We start from the raw sequence: 18,979 nt of genomic DNA on the forward strand, positions 1-18,979 counted from the left end.
TAACGTTGACCCTGCACAACATTTTGTGCGGGGAAAAATGTAAGCAGAGATGAAATGCGACAAAAATATACGGCTGCACATTGGGGCAGCTATCAAGTTAATACGTCAGGTGACGAAGTAAAACTTGAACCATTGGACGATGATCCAAATCCATCCACCATTGGAAATGGCTGGATGAGTGCCACCACAGACAATGAATTAAGAATTACCAAGCCAGCCATTCGAAAAGGTTGGCTTGAAAACCGGCAAACATCTAACAGGTGCAACGACACCTATGTCGAAGTAGAATGGGACGTTGCACTAGATCTAGCAGCTGAGGAGCTAACCCGTATCCGCCAAACCCATGGCAATCGTGCGATTTATGCAGGCTCTTATGGATGGGCAAGCACCGGGCGCTTTCACCACGCGCAATCGCAACTTAAGAGATTTCTCAATACAATTGGCGGTTTTACTTCATCCAAAACCACCTATTCTCATGGCGCTGCCGAAGTCTTGTTGCCTCACATAACAGGCATGTCCAACCGCGTATTTCAAGATGAAATGACGAGCTTGGAACTGGTGGCAGAACACTGCGAATATCTTATTTGCTTTGGTGGCATATCCGCTAGAACCGCGCAAATCACATCGAGCGGCACCTCAAAGCACGAGGTTGAAAACTGGCTCGAAGCTGCTCGGCAAAACGGTTTGAAAGTTGTCAATATATCACCCTTGCGCTCAGACTTCTCCAGCGATGCTGGCGCGCAATGGCTCCCTGTCAGACCCAACACAGATGCAGCCCTCATGCTTGCAATCGCGCATACACTGATTGAGCGCAATCTATATGATGGGAAATTCCTCAACACCTATTGTCATGGTTGGGATGCATTTAAATCCTATGTGATGGGTGACACAGATGGCATTGCAAAAACGCCACAATGGGCCGAAAACATCACTGAGATATCTGCTCAAGATGTCATTCAGCTCGCACAAAACATGGCGCGACATAAAACCATGATTTCAACGACATGGGCAATGCAGCGCGCAGATCACGGTGAGCAACCGCTTTGGCTAGCGCTCACATTAGCGGCCATGCTGGGTCAAATTGGCCAGAAAGGAACCGGTTTTTCCTTTGGTTATGGCTCTACCACACCGGTAGGTCGATCAGATAAATTGATAAGCTGGCCATCCGTTCCACAAGGTAAAAATCCAGTAGATGATTTTATCCCCGTCGCAAAGATCACAGAACTTTTATCAACACCTGGAAAGAGCTTCAAATTTGATGGTGACACCCATCAAATGCCGGATATCAAATTGGTCTATTGGGCGGGTGGCAATCCGTTTCATCACCAGCAAGACTTAAATAAGCTCAATGATGCTTGGACAAAGCCAGACACAGTGATCGTCCATGAACAGTTCTGGACATCAACGGCAAGACGCGCTGATATTGTCTTTCCTGTCACATCTTCGCTTGAACGCGACGATATTATGATGAACCGACGCGATCCTAAATTGGTTTGGATGGAACGTGTGTATGAAGCCAAGATCGACGCGAAATCCGATCATGAGATTCTATGTGGTTTGGCGCAAAGATTAGGCGTGCTGGACAAGTTTTCAGAACATAAATCAGTTGATCAATGGCTCGAGCAGCTTTGGAAAGATTCCCAAAAAGTTGCAAAATCAGAACAATTCGATTTGCCCTCGTTTGAAGATTTTAAGAACGAAGGTGTATTTGAATGCCCCAACAGTTCCCAGACGCGCATTCAATTCAGCAACTTTATCGAAGATCCAGAAGCCAATCCGCTCAACACACCAAGCGGTAAAATTGAGATCTATTCTGAAACCTTTGCGAAAATGGATATGGCCGATTGCCCCCCTCACCCGATGTGGTTGGAGCCAATTGAATGGTTGGGCGATAAAAACAACAAGCCGGATGCCTTGCATCTCATCTCCGGCCAACCGGCAACCCGTTTGCATAGTCAGCTTGATAATGGTTCGGAATCCAAATCAACCAAGATCAAGGGTCGAGAGCCTGCTTATCTTCATACCGATTTTGCCAGAAAAATGGGAATTCAAAGCGATGATATCATTCTAGTCCACAACGAACGTGGCAAGTGTTTGTGCGCAGCTCAACTCACCGATGACATTCACCCGCAGTCAATCTCGCTTGCCACTGGCGCTTGGTACGATCCGCAGGAAATTGATGGCGAGATCATTGAAGTTCATGGAAACCCGAATGTGCTAACCATCGACAAAGGCTGTTCAGAACTATCTCAGTCAAATATAGCCCATACGGCACTCGTGTGGGTATCTAAATGGGAGAAGCCACTACCACCCATTAAAGTGCACTCACCGCCTGAGATCGAAAAATACAAATAGGCGCAACAAAAAAGGCCAGATCTCAGTAGATCTGGCCTTTTATTTAGCTATCTATGTCTGGCTACATCTTACAATCAGCTGCATAAGCATCTGAATGTTCAGTTAAACCAGTAGCGATGATCTTATTGGTAAAGACATCACCTTCTTTGATCACTTCGCGAACATAAATGTCCTGAATTGGGTGATGGTTGTTTCCAAACTTGAAATCGCCACGTGTTGAAGAGAATTCAGCTGCTTTCAATGCAGCGCGGAAGGCATCTGCATCTTTAACATCTGCTTTGTCCATTGCGCTTAACAACAAATTCGCAGTGTCGAAACCTTGCGATGCATAAAGCGATGGCAAACGACCATATTCAGCCTGGAAGCTTTCAACAAAGGCATTGTTTGTCGCATTGTCGATATCTTTATTCCACTGAGATGTGTTTTTCACACCTAGCGCTGCTTCACCAACGGCCTGCAAAATGCCCTGATCAAAACTAAAGGCTGGGCCAACAACTGGTAGATCGATACCGCTGCCAGAGAACTGCTTTAAGAATGAGATACCCATACCACCTGGCAAGAAGAAGAACACACTGTCAGCACCTGAAGCACGGATTTGAGCGATTTCCGCTGCATAGTCTGTTTGGCCTAGCTTTGTATAAAGCTCGCCCGCAAGCTCACCTTTAAAGAAGCGCTTGTAACCCGTCAGAGCATCTTTACCTGCTGGATAGTTTGGCGCCAAAATGAAAGAATTTTTATAGCCTGCGTCATTTGCATATGCGCCAGCTGCCTCATGCAGGTTATCGTTCTGCCATGCAACATTGAAATAATTTGGATGACACCCTTTGCCCGCAAGTGGTGATGGGCCTGCATTTGGAGACAAATAGAACTTACCTTGCGCGGTTGCAGCTGGTACAACAGCCATTGCAAGGTTTGACCAGATAATACCTGTCAGAACATCAACATTTTCAGATTGGATCATCTTGTCTGACAAACGCACAGCAATATCAGGTTTACGCTGATCATCTTCGATCACTACTTCCAGATCGGTATTCCCGCTTTGCTTAACTGCCAGCATAAAGCCGTCGCGAACATCAATTCCCAAACCAGCGCCGCCACCTGACAATGTCGTAATCATGCCAACTTTTAATTTGCCGTGACCATCTGCGGATGCAGGTAGGACGGCCGCAGCGCTCAACGCAGTGGCAGCAATAGCAGCAAGTCCAAATGCTTTAAGTTTCATATTCAACTCCCAAATGTTTATTTTATATCCTATTTATACAGATTAGTTTTTGGATCGAAACAGAAAATTTATTTGAATGCAAACAAACTTAACAACTGTCGTTAATATGCTTGATAGAAATTTGATTTTGAAACCATATTCTTAGCGCAATAAAGTGATCGTATGCTACTTGCGCTTTGCGATGCTGGTCAGGTATGAAATTTAAATGCTAAACCAACGCATTCAATTAATAAAAACACCTGGTTCGTTGCCAAATGACCAAGTGCTTTCCAATGTGAGTAAGTTTTCTGATATGTCCAATAGCTTTCTATTTAAAAACATAAGCCTGTTTTGTTCATTCCTGTTTGCATGCCTTATTCTGGCTATACAGCCGGCAAAAAGCGAAGTGATCGAGCAAAAAGAAAGTCAGTACAACACCATTATCATCCGAAAAGATAATAACCTTGTTTCCATGACCTTTGGACACAATACGCGCATCTATACAGAAAGTGTGAAAGATCTCACCGATGAATTTGCGCTACCTGTGACTTACACACGCTATATGACTATCGCTATGGCATATCCAGACAATGCCAAAACTGTTGTTGAAATCGGCTCAGGCGGTGGTCGCACAGCGGCCTATCTCAGCCAAAGCATTGAAGATGTAAATGTCACAACCGTTGAACTAGACCCAGAAGTTCTAAGATTAGCTGATAAGTATTTTGGGCTCAAAAAATCGGATAATCTTGACATTGTTGAGCAGGATGGTCGGATATTCCTAACCCGGAATAAACAAAAACACGACATCATAATTGTAGACGCGTATCGCGGCCCATTTGTGCCATTCCACCTGCTGACGAAACAGTTCTACGAGCTCTCTGCAAAGCGTTTAAATGAAGGGGGTGTTATGGTTCAAAACATCGAACCCTCCACAATGTTATTTGATGCTGCAATTGCTACCATTTCAGATGTATTTGAACATGTAGATTTGTTTGAAGCACGCGGCAATATTGTTGTTATTGCCTATAATGGCGAGAAAAAGAATATTGATGATATCGTGAAGCGTGCTGAAAAGCTGGATGAAACATATGGTTTGAAATACCCAATTGCTAACTATCTCGATGAACGTCGTGTGGTTCTTAAGGACCTCATAAAAGGAGAGATTTTGACCGATGACTTTGCACCAGTGCAATATCTTAATTCTATCGAACGACATAATCGTCGTTTGGAAGAAATATCGCAATAGCATCGGAGCACGATAATGCGTTACGTTCTATACTGCCTTTTGTTCATTGAAGGGTTCGTTTTGCTCGGATTTGAAATGCTCGCCAGCAGATATTTAAACCCCTACTTTGGCAGTGGTATCGACACATGGGCATGCATAATTTCCGTAGTGCTGTTATCGATGATGTTCGGCTATATGGTCGGAGGCAATTTATCAAAACGCTTCACAGCCATTTCAGTTCTTTCAATCGTTACTGCTGTTTCCGGTATATACATGATATTGGTTTCAATCTTTGCGCACGGGTTGTTGCAGACGGCAATTGAAGACTTAGAATATGGGTTTCCACTGCTGTTCATGTCAGCCGTTTTCATCCAGGCTTTACCTGTATTTCTAATGAGTTTTTGGTCTCCTTATCTGGTGAGAAGCTTGACCCGAAATATCCAGGAGAGCGGCAGCATTGCCGGTTGGGTTTATGGTATATCTACATTGGGGAATGTTGTTGGTACACTTGTGACCGCCTTTGTATTGATCCCAAGATTTGGTACCTCTCAAATATCAATGAGTTTTGGCATAGTCCTCCTCTTCATCGCGTCTTTGATCATGTTTATACATCTGAAATCCGGTTTTCTGATCAACCGGCTATCAATATTTTTTGCAGCATTTTTGATCAGCTCAGGTCTTTGGCAAAACATTGATGCACGCGCTGACAATTTAAAAATCGATGCACTCTATCCAGAAGGGATATATTTTAATTCAGAAGATGACCTGTTCTTCACTGAGATGACCGCAAATAGAATAATGCGACTATCCGGCCCGAAGCTTAGTGTCTTCTGGGAGGGCGAAAAATGTGGTCCAACTGGATTTACCAAGATACAATCTGAGAACTTTGCAGTGGCCTGTCATCTAGAACCTAAAATTCTGATTTTAGATTCATCGGGATCTGTTAAAGACACATTGAAATATTCCACAGATGGGTATCGAATCTCATCACCTAATGACATCAATTCAGATGGAACAGGTGGCGCATATTTTTCAAATTCCGGGGTATTTTCACCAAATTCAATTCCAACAGGGCAAGTCTTTCATATCGACGCATCACTGAACACCAAGCTCGTTGTACAAAATATTCGCTATGCAAATGGTGTAGCATTCAGTGGAGCGGACAAAGCATTATACGTGAGTGAACACTTAAATAAGCGCATCCTCAAATTTATGCAAAAACCAGATGGGAGCTTCGCCCAAACTCCTGAAATTCATACAGAATTTGCAAACACAAGAGCATTTGAAAATGCCTCTGCGCTAACAGGTCCTGATGGGTTGCGAATAATGAAAAATGGCGGTCTGCTCGTCGGTCTATACGGCACCTCAAACGTTGCAATGGTCGACACGTGTGGTGAAATAAACTTCCTAACCGGCTTTGATAAATTTGTAACAAGCGTTGGATATCACGACAACAAAATTGCAGTTGCATCTGCGACAAACAACACCAAATTCCCCTATCGGGGACATATCCATCTTAGGGATAACATAACTCCAAAAGTGTGTTAGTTATATAAAACAATAGGCAAACAGTTGGATGAGTGTAAATTTGTATTTAAGCAAACGCCAAAAAGAAATCTTAGATCACGTGGTTCGCAATGGTGAGGTTTTTGTCGAGGATTTAGCCTTAAAGTTTGATGTCTCACCACAAACCATCCGCATGGATCTGCGTGAATTAGACAAAGCAGAAAAACTCGAACGCACCCATGGCGGTGCACGCGCGAAAAACGGTAAAAAGAATTTAGCTTATCAAGAACGCAAGCAAATTGCGGCATCTGAAAAGATCTCAATCGGGCAAACCGCAGCGGAACTAATCCCCAATAATGCATCACTCTTTATTAATATCGGCACAACAACTGAAGCTGTGAGTGATGCACTCCAAGCGCATACGGGTCTTTTGATCATTACCAATAATATCAATGTGGCAAGTAATTTGAGCTTAGGCGAAGCCAATGAAATTGTTGTTGCAGGTGGAACTGTGCGCGCAAGCGATGGCGGCATAATTGGTGAAGCGACCGTTGATTTCATCAACCAGTTCATGGTGGATTTTGCCATTATCGGCACGTCCGCGATTGCTGAGGATGGCGCACTCCTTGATTTCGATTATCGCGAGGTAAAAGTCTCACAAGCGATCATGAAAAATTCCCGCCATGTCATATTGGTTGCTGACAGCACAAAGCTAGGCCGCAAAGCCCATGCACGTATCGGCCATATTTCACAGATTGATACTTTTGTAACAGATACAATTCATTCCGAAAATCTCAGACAGCTCTGCCAAGAATCAGATATCGATATCATCGAGACAAAAGCAGATTGATTGATGGCCTGCCGAAATTCCGCAAGCCACCAACATTTTTATCTAAACTATATCAGCCAAACAGTTCTTTGAATAAGTCTATGGATTGACGGAATCCATTTTCAAAATTGCCATCACCCGGATGATAAACACTTTCAAACGAGATGACCCCGTCATATCCATCGGAACGTAAGGCATTTGCTATGGGTTCAAATAAATGGCCAAGCTGCCCCTGTCCCATCTTTCTGACTTCAAGCGTAGCTTTGGGTGTATCGACATAAACATCCTTGATATGAATATGACCAAGATAGCCGTCCTTTGCCTCATCATATCCGTTTGGATATGCAAGTTCATGGCACCAACAATTATTCGCCGGATCCCATAGAATTTTCAGCGTATCTTTGGCATCCAAGTCATCAATCATTTTACGCGCTGTATAATTGGAATTGACCATCGTGCCATTACCGGTTTCAACAACCAGCGTCACACCTTCTGATTTTGCAAGCTCAACTGCGGGTGCGATGAGTGGCAACATCGCATCCCATGCGCCATGGGCGACATTCCACTTTTCCGCGCCGTTCGCACCCCATAGGATTTGCTCTTTCTTTGGCGTCATAATCCGCACTAAAGGCGAACCAACAATATGGGCCATATCGATCACGCGTTTTAGCGCATCCATATGTTTGGCATGCAGCTCATCGCCGGGTTTATTTGCAGATGTCATGCCAGCAAAAATATGGCGAGACAAGCATGATACCGGCTTGCCACGATCACGCAGCAATTGATCAATCGCATTAATCTCCGCAGCGCTATGATCACCTACCTCTTTTTCACCGACAAACTGTAATTCCGCATATTCCAACGAAAATTCATCCATCGCATCAACCGCATGTTCAAGGTCACGGCTAATACCATCACAAATTACACCAAGTTTCATTTTTGCTTAGATCCCTTGCGATGAAGTTCAGCGCCGACGATGTCCTCAATCACTTGCGTACACGCCCAATTATCTCCGTTTGGAAATTTCGATTTCCCGGCATGAAATACCTGCATGGCAGCTGCAGCTGTGTGCAACGGCACGCCTAATTCTTCGCCCAAATTCATTGAGATCGTCAGATCTTTATGCATTGTGTTGATGTGGCTGCCTGTGCCTTCAAATTGACGATCAATTATCTTTTCAAGCGCGTTATTCACAACACCGCATCCGGCTGAAGAGGTTGAAAACACATCTAAAATAACTTGCCCAGGAACACCGGCTTTTGCAGCCAACGCAGCTGCCTCAAAAGTTGCAGAAAATTGCGCTCCGATAAGAGATTGCAAACATGCTTTAACGGTTTGGCCTTCCCCGCAAGATACCCCTACACGATGGATGTTCGCCGAAACGGCTTCCATCACATCTTTACAATTAGCAAGTGCGGTATCTGACCCGGCTGCCATCATGGTCAAAGTACCCCCTTGAGCACCCGGAAATCCGCCTGAAACAGGGCTATCAATGATATTTAGATCATAGTCTTTAAGTTCATCACCAATCTCGCGCGCTTCTTTAGGCTTAATGGTAGCAGTCAAAATAATTGTTGAACCAATTTTCAATGTTCGAGTTAACCCATTCTCGCCAAAAATAACCTGTTTGGCTTGATCGCCTGTCATCACCATGATGAACACAACATCTGCATTTACACCCACTTCAGCTATGCTTGTAGCCGCGCGGCCGCCTAATTTTTCAAACGCTGACATACGTTCAGGACTTAGATCAAGTCCCCATGTTTCAAAGCCGTTTTTGATCAGGTTTTTTGCGATCCCTGACCCCATATCTCCAATGCCAATTATCCCGACAGTTTTCATGATATTATCCTATCTTCCGTTTTCATAAATTGAGATTACATCTCAGTTGTTCGCGGGATTTCAGGCACCAATTTGGTGTCGGGCGGGTCCGGAAGACACCCGCTGCCCGAAAAAAACCGGAGCTAATTTTGCTCCAGCGTATCCTTAACCACTTCCCATGCCACGGCCAGATGCTCACTCAATGCATCCTCAGCCGCCACAGGATCGCGTTCTAAAATTGCGTCATAGATCTTCTTATGCGCTTGATAATTAATTAAATTATGATCCGACGCCCGCTTCATCTTTCCCCAACTTGGTGACAACCAAGACAGATATCCTTTGTGAATAGCCGGAAAAATCGGGTTTCGAACGATCTTGTACAACACACCATGAAAATCCATGTCTGTCTTGAAGAAAAGCTGGGTGTTGTCCAAGGCTTCATAATTCGCCGCTAGAGCTGATTTTAAATCAGCGATATCATCCTTGTTGGCATGAAGGGCAGCGTGCCGCGCAAGGCTTCTTTCGATAAACTCACGGCTTTTATAAAGATCAGCAACTCCACCTGGTTCACTTAACAAATGTTCAATGATTTTCCCTGTCGCGGTCAACACTGTTCCATAATCAGGTTTTTTAACAACAGGTCGAAATCTTGGTTTTGATTCTAATAGACCACGATTTGCAAGGGTAGAGATAGCTTCCCGAACAACTGTGCGGCTAGCACCAAAAGTGTCCATCAATTCGCGTTCAGCTGGCAAAGGCTTATTATGTTCAAACTGACCAGAGGCAATCCGATCCTCAATTTCAGCCACTAAATCATCCGATGCTCTTCGCATTCACTCCACCCGAAACAACAATAATCCCAATTTTGGCTCGACCAAAACCCGCCGACAAACCAAATATTTTTTGGGCGAGTATGAGCCTGAATTTAAAATTTCGTCAAGCCCAATCCATTTAAATATTATTTTTCAACTACTTATTACGATTACACCGTAATTTCCGGTATGAATATGAGAAAAAATTGCTTGACTCAACGCACATTACCCGATTTCCTGATGGTGTGTTTTGGTCATACCAAAATATTGGTCGTAAAGTAATTTTGGGAGGAATTACTTGGCAAAAATTGCCGCAGTGAGCGTTCGGTTGTTCCATATTCCGCTAGCAGAAGTGCTGACGGATGCAAAGCATGGTGACCACACACACTTTGAACTTATCACAACAACAATCCAATTAGATAATGGTTTGCTTGGCACCGGATACACATATACCGGTGGCAAAGGCGGTCACGCGATTGCCTCTATGATTGAATGTGATTTGGCGCCAATGTTGGTAGGAAGAGACGCAAGTTCCGTCGAAATCTTATATGAACAAATGCAGTGGCATATCCATTATGTTGGGCGCGGCGGTGTTGCATCTTTTGCAATATCAGCATTGGATATTGCTTTGTGGGATTTGCGCGGCAAAGAACGTGGCTTGCCGCTAAAAGAGCTCATCGGGGGGCTGGTTCGAGATGCAAGGCTTATCGCGGAGGGATAGACCTTGCATTCTCGTTACCCAAACTACTTTCGAGCATTGAAGACTATCTCGACGAAGGATTTAACGGTGTAAAAATCAAACTTGGCCAGCTTAATGTTCAAGATGATATTGATCGTGTGGCGGCTGTCCGTAAACTCCTTGGAGCCGACATCAACTTCATGGTGGACGCTAACTATTCAATGAGCGTTGATGAAGCAATTTATGCATCCAAAGCGATCGAAGAATTTGATATCTTGTGGTTTGAAGAGCCAACCATTCCTGATGATTATCAAGGTTATACGAAGATTGCGGCTGCAACAAATATTCCATTGGCCATGGGTGAAAACTTACACACAATTCATGAATTTGGTTATGCGTTTGATCAGGCAAAACTTGGGTATATACAGCCTGATGCATCAAATTGCGGTGGGGTAACTGGTTTCATGCAGGTTGTAGCATTAGCAGAGAAATATAACATTCCAGTGTGCAGTCATGGCATGCAAGAGCTGCATGTTAGTTTGCTGTCAGGAATTAAAAACTCTGGCTGGTTGGAAGTACATTCATTCCCAATTGATCAATACACCTTAAGACCGCTTCAGATAGAAAACAGCTTAGCTGTCGCGCCAGATACCCCAGGTATTGGTGTTGAGTTTAATTGGGACAAACTTGAAACAGAGGACATGTTATCAGCCGACGTTCGGCACGTCGCTTAATACGAAATTTCCGAGCTAAAGGGATGAAGCTCAGAAGCAAATGATCTCATCAGAGATTAGAAATAAATAAGCAAAATTGGGAGGAACCTTATGCTTAAAACTTTAACTCACACAATGCTTGCTGGTGCAGCAGCACTTGCATTCATGGCTGGTAGCGCAGCTGCAGATGGCCACGCAACAAAAACAAAATTGCGTATACAAACACACTTCTCGACTGAAACACTTTCTGGCCAGCTTGCTGGTAAGTTCGTTGATGACATTACATCAATGTCAAATGGCGAAATCGAAGTAGAAATGTTCTACTCAGGTGCAGTTGTTAAAGCGGCTGAAACATTTGATGCGGCTGCAACAGGTATCTTGGATTGCGACATGACTGGTGGTGCTTACCAAACTGGTAAAAACCCTGCATTCCAGTTTACTGGTGACTTGATGGGTGGTTATTCAAACCCTTACCAGCAAATGGCTTGGTTGCTACATGGTGACGGTCGTTCAGCGATCAACAACTTGTACAACGATCACAACATGGAATTTGTTGGCTGGTGGATCCCTGGTCCTGAATCACTATCATCTACTCGTCCAATCCGAGGCGTAGAAGACTTTAAAGATTGGAAATTCCGTTCACCTCCAGGTCTTGCAACAAAAGTGTTTGCAAACTTGGGTGCGTCTCCAATCGTGATGGACTTCAACGAAATCTTTACAGCTTTGGAAACAGGTATCATTGATGGTGCAGATGCTGCGAACTTGACCAACAACATCGGTCTTGGTCTTTATGACATTGCGCAGCACACAAACTATCCTGGCTTCCACTCAATGCCAGCTGACCACTTGGCTTGTCGTAAAGATGTTTGGGATGCAATGCCTGACCACCATAAGAAAATTATGGAAGTAGCGATGGATTCATTGGCTCTGCATAATGCGACAATTAACGAAGTTAAGAACGCTCAAAATGCTGTTGAACTACGTGCAAAAGGTGTGAACCTTTACGAATGGTCTCCTGAAGAGTTGGCTAAATTCCGCGCCGCTGTTCAAAAAGGTTGGACTGAGTTCGCAACAACTCCAGAAGCTAAAGAACTTCTAGCAAGCCACATCAACTTCCTAAAAGGCATTGGTGCAATGCAATAATAAGCAATTATGTTTATTGCTGGCAGGCGAGCAATCGCCTGCCATTTCTTATGTTCGGCTAGCCATTATGAAAATCACAAAAATCACCAGTCATGTATTGCAGTATGATATGCCCGAACTCCTGGGCTATTCTCAGCAATATTACGCCAAAAGAAGCGCCCATCTGGTGGAAATAGAAACGGATGAAGGCATTACAGGATGGGGCGAATGCTTTGGCCCTGGAAACATCGCAATTGCCAATAAAACAATTGTCGAAAAAGTAATTCAGCCAATGATACTCGGCGATGATCCGATGGACCGCGACGTCATTTGGCACAAAGTTTATAATCTCATGCGCGACCACGGCCAAAAAGGCATGCCTTTGCAGGCGCTATCTGGGGTCGACATTGCGCTGTGGGATATTGCAGGCAAGGTTGCAAAATTACCGCTGTACAAATTATTGGGCGGCGAGCACCGAAAAGAAATTCAGGTTTACGGTTATGGGATGATGCTAAGACCCGAACCAATTGAAGACCTTATTTCCCGTTTTGAAGATGAAGCGCAAGAAATTAAATCCAAAGGTTTTCGCGCCACCAAGATGAAAATTGGCATGGGACCGAAAGATGACATTCGTCTGGCTCAAGCCGTCCGAAAAGGTGTGGGCGAAGATTTCAAATTTATGGCAGACGCCAATCATTGTTATACAACAAGCGATGCATTTTATGTCGGGCACGCGCTGGATGAGTTAGATGCTTATTGGTTTGAAGAGCCCGTAGCACCCGAAGACTTAGATGGCTATCGCGAGCTAAGAGCTGGCCTTAAAATCAACATCTCTGGCGGAGAAGCAGAGTTCAATCGCTGGGGTTGGCGCGCCTTGCTCGAAGCCCGTGGTTTGGACATCGCTCAGCCAGAAGTTTGCGCATTAGGCGGAATTTCTGAGTATATTCGCGTTTTGGCATTATGCCATGCACACCATACACCAGTGATCAATCATGTTTGGGGTTCAGCAATTGCTGTTGCAACCAACATGCATTTGCTAACATCGATGCCACCGATGCCGGGAGGATTGCATCCGTGGGAACCAATGTTGGAATTTGATACAACGGACAACAAGTTCCGAGATGAATTGTTGCAAGAGCCACTTAACATTTCATCACAGGTTAAGAATAATGACGGACGAGTTATCGCGCCACAAGGCCATGGTCTAGGCGTGACACCAGACAGAGACTTTATAAGTCACTATAGTATTCACTAAGGGGAGAGAAATCGTGGAAAGAAAATCCGGAGGATTGCATGAATGGGCATTCGCATTTGCGTTTGTATTTTGTGCAGGATGGGTCATTTGGCATGGACCAGCATATATTATTGATTTCATACCCCCTGCGAGTGAAAGTTTGCTGACGCAAATGACAGAATTGCATAAGTCAAAAGATGTAACGCCAGGAATGTCTGGGTTATTTGGTGGACAAACCGACATAATCGATTGGGCTGCGCTCATTTTAGCGCCGATCTTCTTCACCTTTGGCATGCGAACCGTTGTTTTGGCACAGATGGAATTCCCCCACGCATCGAAGATAGACAGATTTGCGATGTTTGTTGGTCGCGTTACAATGATTTTGATCATCTCCATGACCCTAATCATGCTCTATGAAGTTTTCCTACGTTATGCAATTGAAGCGCCAACTTTATGGGCCAACGAGTTAACCCTTTGGATTGCGGGCTTTGTGTTCTTGCTATCAGGCCTTTATGCTATGCAACAGCGCAGCCACATTCGCATTTTCATCATCTACGATCTGATGCCACGCTGGGGACAACATATCTGTGATGTCATTTCAGTCTTTATGCTCTGGGTCTTCACATTCTTCCTTATCTTTGGAAGCTATTCGCAAGTCTTTGCGATCAAATTTTATCGTTGGGAGGTGTTTGGGACAGCGTTCGATCCGCCCATCCCAGCAACAATTCAGCCAATGATCTTGATCATGGCAACACTTATTTCAATACAAGCTCTTTTAAACTTAATCGCTGACTGGAACCGCGATCCGAATGAATTGACGGAAGCTGAAGTTATCGATCAGGAAGAGCTGGAAGCCATTAAGAAAAGCGTGGGGGCAAACTAATGGATATCGGAACAATATCAATTGTACTCGTCATCGGGTTAGTTTTCCTTCTTGGTATCGGCATGCCTTTGGGCCTCGCATCTGCGGTGCTGGCTGCCCTAGTTATGATCATGAAGTTTGAACCAAATCTCTTCTTTGATCCATTTAGCTTTGGCGAAGGCATGCTAACGGGACGACCCGGAACCGGAGCGTTATATATCCTAACGCAGAAGATTTTCGATCTCCTGACGGAATATGTCCTCATATCGGTGCCCTTATTTATTTTCATGGCCGCATTGCTTGAACGATCAGGCATCGCAAAACAAATGTATGACAGCCTTGATTTCTGGCTTTCAAGAACACGCGGTGGTATCGCGATCGTGACATCTTTGATGGCTGTGTTAATGGCTGCGATGTCAGGCATCATCGGTGGTGAGGTTGTGCTACTTGGCCTAATTGCGTTGCCACAAATGCTGCGTCTTGGCTATGATCAGAACCTTGCAATCGGTACCATCTGTGCCAGTGGTTCGTTGGGAACAATGATCCCGCCGTCCATCGTATTGATCATCTATGGTTTAATCACAGAAACTTCGATTAAAGCGCTCTTCACAGGTGCGTTTGTACCTGGCTTTATGTTGGCAAGTTTCATCATTTTGTACATCGTCATTCGTACAAATCTGAACCCATCTTTGGCGCCATTGCCGGAGCCAAAACCAGGTGATCCTGTGGGACGTGAAAAAACCATGATGTTTGGTGGTTTTGTGTCCGTAATCTTTGCTGGCCTTTCTGCATTGCTTCTTCTTCGCATTGCATTCTACACAGCAACGGGCAGAAACGTTGATACAGGTGAAGACTTTGAAGCGCCTTCATGGGGCATGGTTGCTGATGTGCCAGTTCTTTTAGGTGTATTGGTTGCATCAATCCTATTGATCATGTTCGTGTTTGGTCGCGAACGCACCAAATTTGGCTGGGAAAAAGGCAAGGGCTTAGTCCCTCCTCTCATGGTCATCGGTATTGTTCTTGGCTCCATCTATGGCGGTATCACGGGTATTACCGAAGCTGCCGGAATGGGTGCGCTTGCGGTATTCTTAATCGCTGCAATCAGAGGTGAAGCATCTGTTGATCTTGTATGGGTGAGCCTCATGCGTACACTGCGTTCCACCGGAACAATTATCTGGGTAACGGTCGGTGCCGCAGCTCTTGCGGGTGCTTATACGCTGGCAGGTGGCCCAGCATATATCGCTCAATTGATCGTGGGTGCTGAAATGCCGACCATGGTCGTCATTCTGACCATGATGCTTATCCTGTTATTTATGGGCGCCTTCATGGATTGGGTGGGCATCGTGCTACTCATCATTCCTGTATTCTTACCCATCGTCAAAAGACTTCCGATTGAGGAGATTGGATTTATTGGTCAGCTTCAACCATCGCAGGTCGCAATCTGGTTTGGTGTGTTATTCTGTATGAATATGCAGGTGAGCTTCCTATCGCCACCGTTTGGACCGGCTGCGTTCTATCTAAAATCTGTAGCGCCATCACATATTTCGCTTACAGATATTTTCCGCGGCTTCTTACCATTTATCGGTGTTCAACTCTTGGCGCTTATGGTGCTGCTCATCTGGCCTTCAATCGTAACAATCTTGCTCTAGCAGGGAGGAAATTATGATTACACAACAACAAGTCGATGACTTTAATCAAAATGGCTTTTTAGTTGTTGAGAACCTTTTAGATGAAGCTACTCTGTCCGACGTTCGGGCAGAGTATGCAGCCCTCATGGATACGCTCTATGAAGGTTGGTGGCGTGATAACAAAGTTGAAAAATCACCCGAGAATATGAGCTTTTGGGAAAAGCTTGAAGTTGCCATCCAAAGCGGGCTTGAATGGTATCAGCCTTTTGATATCAGCCTGCCACATTCTGATATCTCCATGGATACCCCAATGCATATTGGTCCGGCAGTATTTTCAATGGCAACGCATAAGAACATTTTGGATATGGTCGAACAATTAATTGGTCCGGAGATTACGTCCAACCCAATCCAACATGTGAGAATTAAACCTCCGCAAAACGCTGTTCCAAAGGCTGAAAACCGCGCACATATCATTGCAACAGACTGGCACCAGGATATGGGCGTGACAATGCCAGAAGCGGATCGGACAGAATTTGTAACGGTTTGGCTGGCAATTACAGATGCCACCGTTGAAAACGGATGCTTGCAGGTTGCATCAAATAACTATGATGAAATGCTGCCTCACTGCACCAAAAATCAGGTGGGAATTGCCGATGAATTTATCCCAGAAGAAAACGCCATCCCAGTGCCTGTAAAAGCTGGCGGTGCGGTTATATTTCATCCGCTGACACCGCATTCGTCTTTATCAAACAAGACCGATGGGTTCCGCTGGTCGTTTGATCTTCGTTATAACGTAACTGGACAGCCGACAGGCAGAAGCCAATTTCCAGAATTTATAGCAAGATCAAAAAGCAATCCGAATAAAGAACTTAAAGATTGGCAGGCCTGGCAAAATATGTGGAATGATACGCGCAAACAACTTTCGCAATCAGAACATATTCCCCAGCATCGCTGGGATTCAAGCAGTCCGTATTGCGCATGATTATGAACAACAATGAGCCTGCTAGAATAGTTGTCGTTGGCGCCGGATTAATCGGAGAGCGGCATGCAAAGTTAGTTGCGCGTCATACGATGACTGAGCTGGCAGCTATTGTTGATCCAGCCCCCCAATCGAGCCAACTCGCAGATGAGCTTGGCTGCAAAAAATTTAATGACATTAGTGAAATAGCAATGGATGAGATTGATGGTGCAATTATCGCCACACCTAATGCTAATCACCTAAAATCTGGGTTGTTCTTTGCGAATAAAAATATACCGTGTCTGATTGAAAAACCGATCGCTGACAATCTTAAAAATGCTGAACTAATCGCTTCTGAATTTGAGAAACTCGGCGTTCCTTTGCTGATCGGTCATCATCGACGTTACCATCCCTTTGTAGACCGCACGAAAGAAATTATCGAAAAACAAGAGCTCGGCGTTCCTGTGATGGCATCCATTATTTGGGCGGTTCGTAAACCTGATGATTACTTCGAAAAAGGTGCTTGGCGTACCAAGTCAGACGGCGGCCCACTTTTAATCAACTTCATCCACGAAGCTGACTTGCTGCTGCATATTTTTGGCAAAGTTATCGAAATCCAGGCAATGACGTCAAACTTTCAACGCGGACAAGCAGTTGAAGATACTGCAGGTGTTTTACTAAGGTTTGAAAGCGGCTTGATGGCCAGCGTCATCCTAAGTGACGCCGCCCTCACCCCTTGGAGTTTTGAAGGTGCGTGTAGTGAAAATCCAAATATCGCTGGAACCGGCATATCCTCGTGGCGCATAGGCTGTGCACAAGGTGCGCTTGAATTCCCGCAGATGAATGTCTGGACTGATAAAGAAGATCAAACTGGGGATTGGTCACGACAGCTGAAATCTACTCAGGAAGATGTCCCTGTCGTTGAACCGCTTTATGAGCAGCTCACGCATTTTACAAACTTAATTCGTAAAACCGAAACCAAGGCAAAATGCGATGGCTGGGACGGCATAAAAGCAATGCGTTTGATTGACCTCATCAACCAATCTGTTGAGCCGCTTAGTTCTTTAGAACAACATGTAAAAGCCGTTTAGCCATGAACGCGCGCCCTTTCCGCATTCCAGCAGGCGGACCGCTCCTTGGTATTGTTTTAATATTGGTCGCCAACTTTTTCTTCTCCTTCGTGGATACAGGATCAAAATGGCTAGGTGTCATTGGGTTATCTGCGCTGCAACTAGCATTTATGCGCTACTTCGTTCATTTCGTAATTTCGGTCGGCATATTTGGTAAAAACGGGTTTGATTGGAGTGTTTTTCGTTGTGAAAAACTATTGCTCGTCATCATCCGCGGCGCCTGCTTAATGCTAGCAACTGTGGCCAATTTCATCGCCATCCAATATCTCTCTCTATCGCTTACAGCGACCATTTTGTTCTCTGCACCAATTATCATTTGCGCGTTATCATGGCCAATTTTGAAAGAACCGGTGGGGAAATTTCGATGGATGGCCATTGGCCTTGGCTTCATTGGAATACTTGTTGCGATCCGACCCTTTGATGAAGATTTCCACTGGGCGGCATTTGTCTCTCTTGCCGGCGCATTTTCATTCGCACTTTATTCGATATTTACCCGTAAACTCACAGGTGTGGTATCAGCTGATACAATGCAGTTCTGGGCGGGGCTGGTAGGCACTGTCGCCCTCATTCCTTTTGCCATTGTAGAATGGCAGTCTCCAACAACCGAATTTCAATGGGTTGTATTGCTAAGCCTGGGCTTTTTTGCCTGGGCAGGCCATCAATTCATGACCAATGCAATGGCCTATGCACCACCCAATTTAATCATGCCATTTGGATATTCATTTGTAATCTATCTTACCGTCTGGAGCTTCTTCATATTCGACGAAATTCCAGATCGCTGGACACTCTTAGGCGCAGTGATCATCATCGTTGCAGGGCTAATCATTTGGTTCCGAGAGAAAAAACAAGCGAGCGAATGACAAAAAAATTGGCGACCGAAGCCGCCAATTTATCTCTTTTATAA

At 44.8% G+C, this 18,979-nt stretch carries 17 protein-coding genes; 13 read left to right on the forward strand and 4 right to left on the reverse strand.

From position 1 onward, the window contains the following. Nucleotides 1-54: 54 nt before the first annotated feature. Complete coding sequence (locus ACZ1GZ_RS16540; RefSeq protein ID WP_472665970.1) at nt 55-2,355, forward strand: molybdopterin-dependent oxidoreductase; 2,301 nt, start codon at nt 55-57, stop codon at nt 2,353-2,355. A 61-nt stretch (nt 2,356-2,416) separates the two neighbouring features. Here the strand turns inward: ACZ1GZ_RS16540 and ACZ1GZ_RS16545 are convergent, their stop codons facing one another. Then, nucleotides 2,417-3,577: an ABC transporter substrate-binding protein gene (locus ACZ1GZ_RS16545; RefSeq protein ID WP_472665971.1), complete on the reverse strand. Its 1,161-nt coding sequence runs from the start codon at nt 3,575-3,577 to the stop codon at nt 2,417-2,419. Nucleotides 3,578-3,782: 205 nt separating this feature from the next. Here ACZ1GZ_RS16545 and ACZ1GZ_RS16550 point away from each other — a divergent pair, with 205 nt between their 5' ends. Genes ACZ1GZ_RS16550 through ACZ1GZ_RS16560 form a run of 3 tightly spaced genes read left to right on the forward strand, consistent with a single transcriptional unit; the run spans nt 3,783 to nt 7,137 of the window. After that, nucleotides 3,783-4,802, forward strand: coding sequence for a spermidine synthase (locus ACZ1GZ_RS16550; protein WP_472665972.1), 1,020 nt, complete (start codon nt 3,783-3,785; stop codon nt 4,800-4,802). Nucleotides 4,803-4,817: 15 nt separating this feature from the next. Beyond that, nucleotides 4,818-6,329: a fused MFS/spermidine synthase gene (locus ACZ1GZ_RS16555; protein ID WP_472665973.1), complete on the forward strand. Its 1,512-nt coding sequence runs from the start codon at nt 4,818-4,820 to the stop codon at nt 6,327-6,329. Nucleotides 6,330-6,369: 40 nt separating this feature from the next. Beyond that, on the forward strand, nt 6,370-7,137 hold the full coding sequence (locus ACZ1GZ_RS16560) for a DeoR/GlpR family DNA-binding transcription regulator (RefSeq protein WP_472668339.1): 768 nt from the start codon (nt 6,370-6,372) through the stop codon (nt 7,135-7,137). Between the two features lie 52 nt (nt 7,138-7,189). Here ACZ1GZ_RS16560 and ACZ1GZ_RS16565 read toward each other — a convergent pair whose 3' ends face one another. The 3 genes from ACZ1GZ_RS16565 to ACZ1GZ_RS16575 form a co-directional block, all read right to left on the reverse strand. Continuing rightward, a complete protein-coding gene (locus ACZ1GZ_RS16565; RefSeq protein ID WP_472665974.1) occupies nt 7,190-8,053 on the reverse strand; it encodes a sugar phosphate isomerase/epimerase family protein in 864 nt (287 codons plus the stop codon). After that, entirely contained in the window at nt 8,050-8,958 is a 909-nt protein-coding gene (locus ACZ1GZ_RS16570) for an NAD(P)-dependent oxidoreductase (protein ID WP_472665975.1), read from the reverse strand. The genes ACZ1GZ_RS16565 and ACZ1GZ_RS16570 overlap by 4 nt, the downstream gene beginning before the upstream one ends. Before the next feature lie 122 nt (nt 8,959-9,080). Next, the gene (locus ACZ1GZ_RS16575) at nt 9,081-9,770 is read right to left on the reverse strand and encodes an FCD domain-containing protein (RefSeq protein WP_472665976.1); all 690 of its coding nucleotides are present in this window, start codon (nt 9,768-9,770) and stop codon (nt 9,081-9,083) included. A gap of 277 nt (nt 9,771-10,047) precedes the next feature. Here ACZ1GZ_RS16575 and ACZ1GZ_RS16580 point away from each other — a divergent pair, with 277 nt between their 5' ends. The 9 genes from ACZ1GZ_RS16580 (at nt 10,048) to ACZ1GZ_RS16620 (ending at nt 18,935) form a co-directional block, all read left to right on the forward strand. Then, nucleotides 10,048-10,470 carry an enolase-like domain-containing protein gene (locus ACZ1GZ_RS16580; protein WP_472665977.1) on the forward strand — a complete coding sequence of 141 codons (423 nt, stop codon included), beginning with the start codon at nt 10,048-10,050 and terminating at the stop codon, nt 10,468-10,470. Further along, the gene (locus tag ACZ1GZ_RS16585; RefSeq protein ID WP_472665978.1) at nt 10,380-11,162 is read left to right on the forward strand and encodes a mandelate racemase/muconate lactonizing enzyme family protein; all 783 of its coding nucleotides are present in this window, start codon (nt 10,380-10,382) and stop codon (nt 11,160-11,162) included. The genes ACZ1GZ_RS16580 and ACZ1GZ_RS16585 overlap by 91 nt, the downstream gene beginning before the upstream one ends. A 90-nt stretch (nt 11,163-11,252) precedes the next feature. Continuing rightward, the gene (locus ACZ1GZ_RS16590; RefSeq protein ID WP_472665979.1) at nt 11,253-12,284 is read left to right on the forward strand and encodes a TRAP transporter substrate-binding protein; all 1,032 of its coding nucleotides are present in this window, start codon (nt 11,253-11,255) and stop codon (nt 12,282-12,284) included. A 67-nt stretch (nt 12,285-12,351) separates the two neighbouring features. Continuing rightward, nucleotides 12,352-13,518, forward strand: a complete 1,167-nt coding sequence (locus ACZ1GZ_RS16595) for a mandelate racemase/muconate lactonizing enzyme family protein (RefSeq protein WP_472665980.1) — start codon at nt 12,352-12,354, stop codon at nt 13,516-13,518. A 13-nt stretch (nt 13,519-13,531) separates the two neighbouring features. Next, nucleotides 13,532-14,380 carry a TRAP transporter small permease subunit gene (locus ACZ1GZ_RS16600; RefSeq protein WP_472665981.1) on the forward strand — a complete coding sequence of 283 codons (849 nt, stop codon included), beginning with the start codon at nt 13,532-13,534 and terminating at the stop codon, nt 14,378-14,380. Further along, nucleotides 14,380-16,008 carry a TRAP transporter large permease gene (locus ACZ1GZ_RS16605; RefSeq protein ID WP_472665982.1) on the forward strand — a complete coding sequence of 543 codons (1,629 nt, stop codon included), beginning with the start codon at nt 14,380-14,382 and terminating at the stop codon, nt 16,006-16,008. Before ACZ1GZ_RS16600 ends, ACZ1GZ_RS16605 begins: the two co-directional genes overlap by 1 nt. 13 nt (nt 16,009-16,021) lie before the next feature. Then, entirely contained in the window at nt 16,022-16,969 is a 948-nt protein-coding gene (locus ACZ1GZ_RS16610) for a phytanoyl-CoA dioxygenase family protein (protein WP_472665983.1), read from the forward strand. A 2-nt stretch (nt 16,970-16,971) separates the two neighbouring features. After that, entirely contained in the window at nt 16,972-18,036 is a 1,065-nt protein-coding gene (locus tag ACZ1GZ_RS16615) for a Gfo/Idh/MocA family protein (RefSeq protein WP_472665984.1), read from the forward strand. Between the two features lie 2 nt (nt 18,037-18,038). Next, nucleotides 18,039-18,935 (forward strand): DMT family transporter, encoded by an 897-nt coding sequence (locus tag ACZ1GZ_RS16620; RefSeq protein ID WP_472665985.1) that lies wholly within the window; start codon nt 18,039-18,041, stop codon nt 18,933-18,935. Nucleotides 18,936-18,979: the final 44 nt, after the last annotated feature.

The organism is Lentilitoribacter sp. JB5-8 (assembly GCF_055693385.1).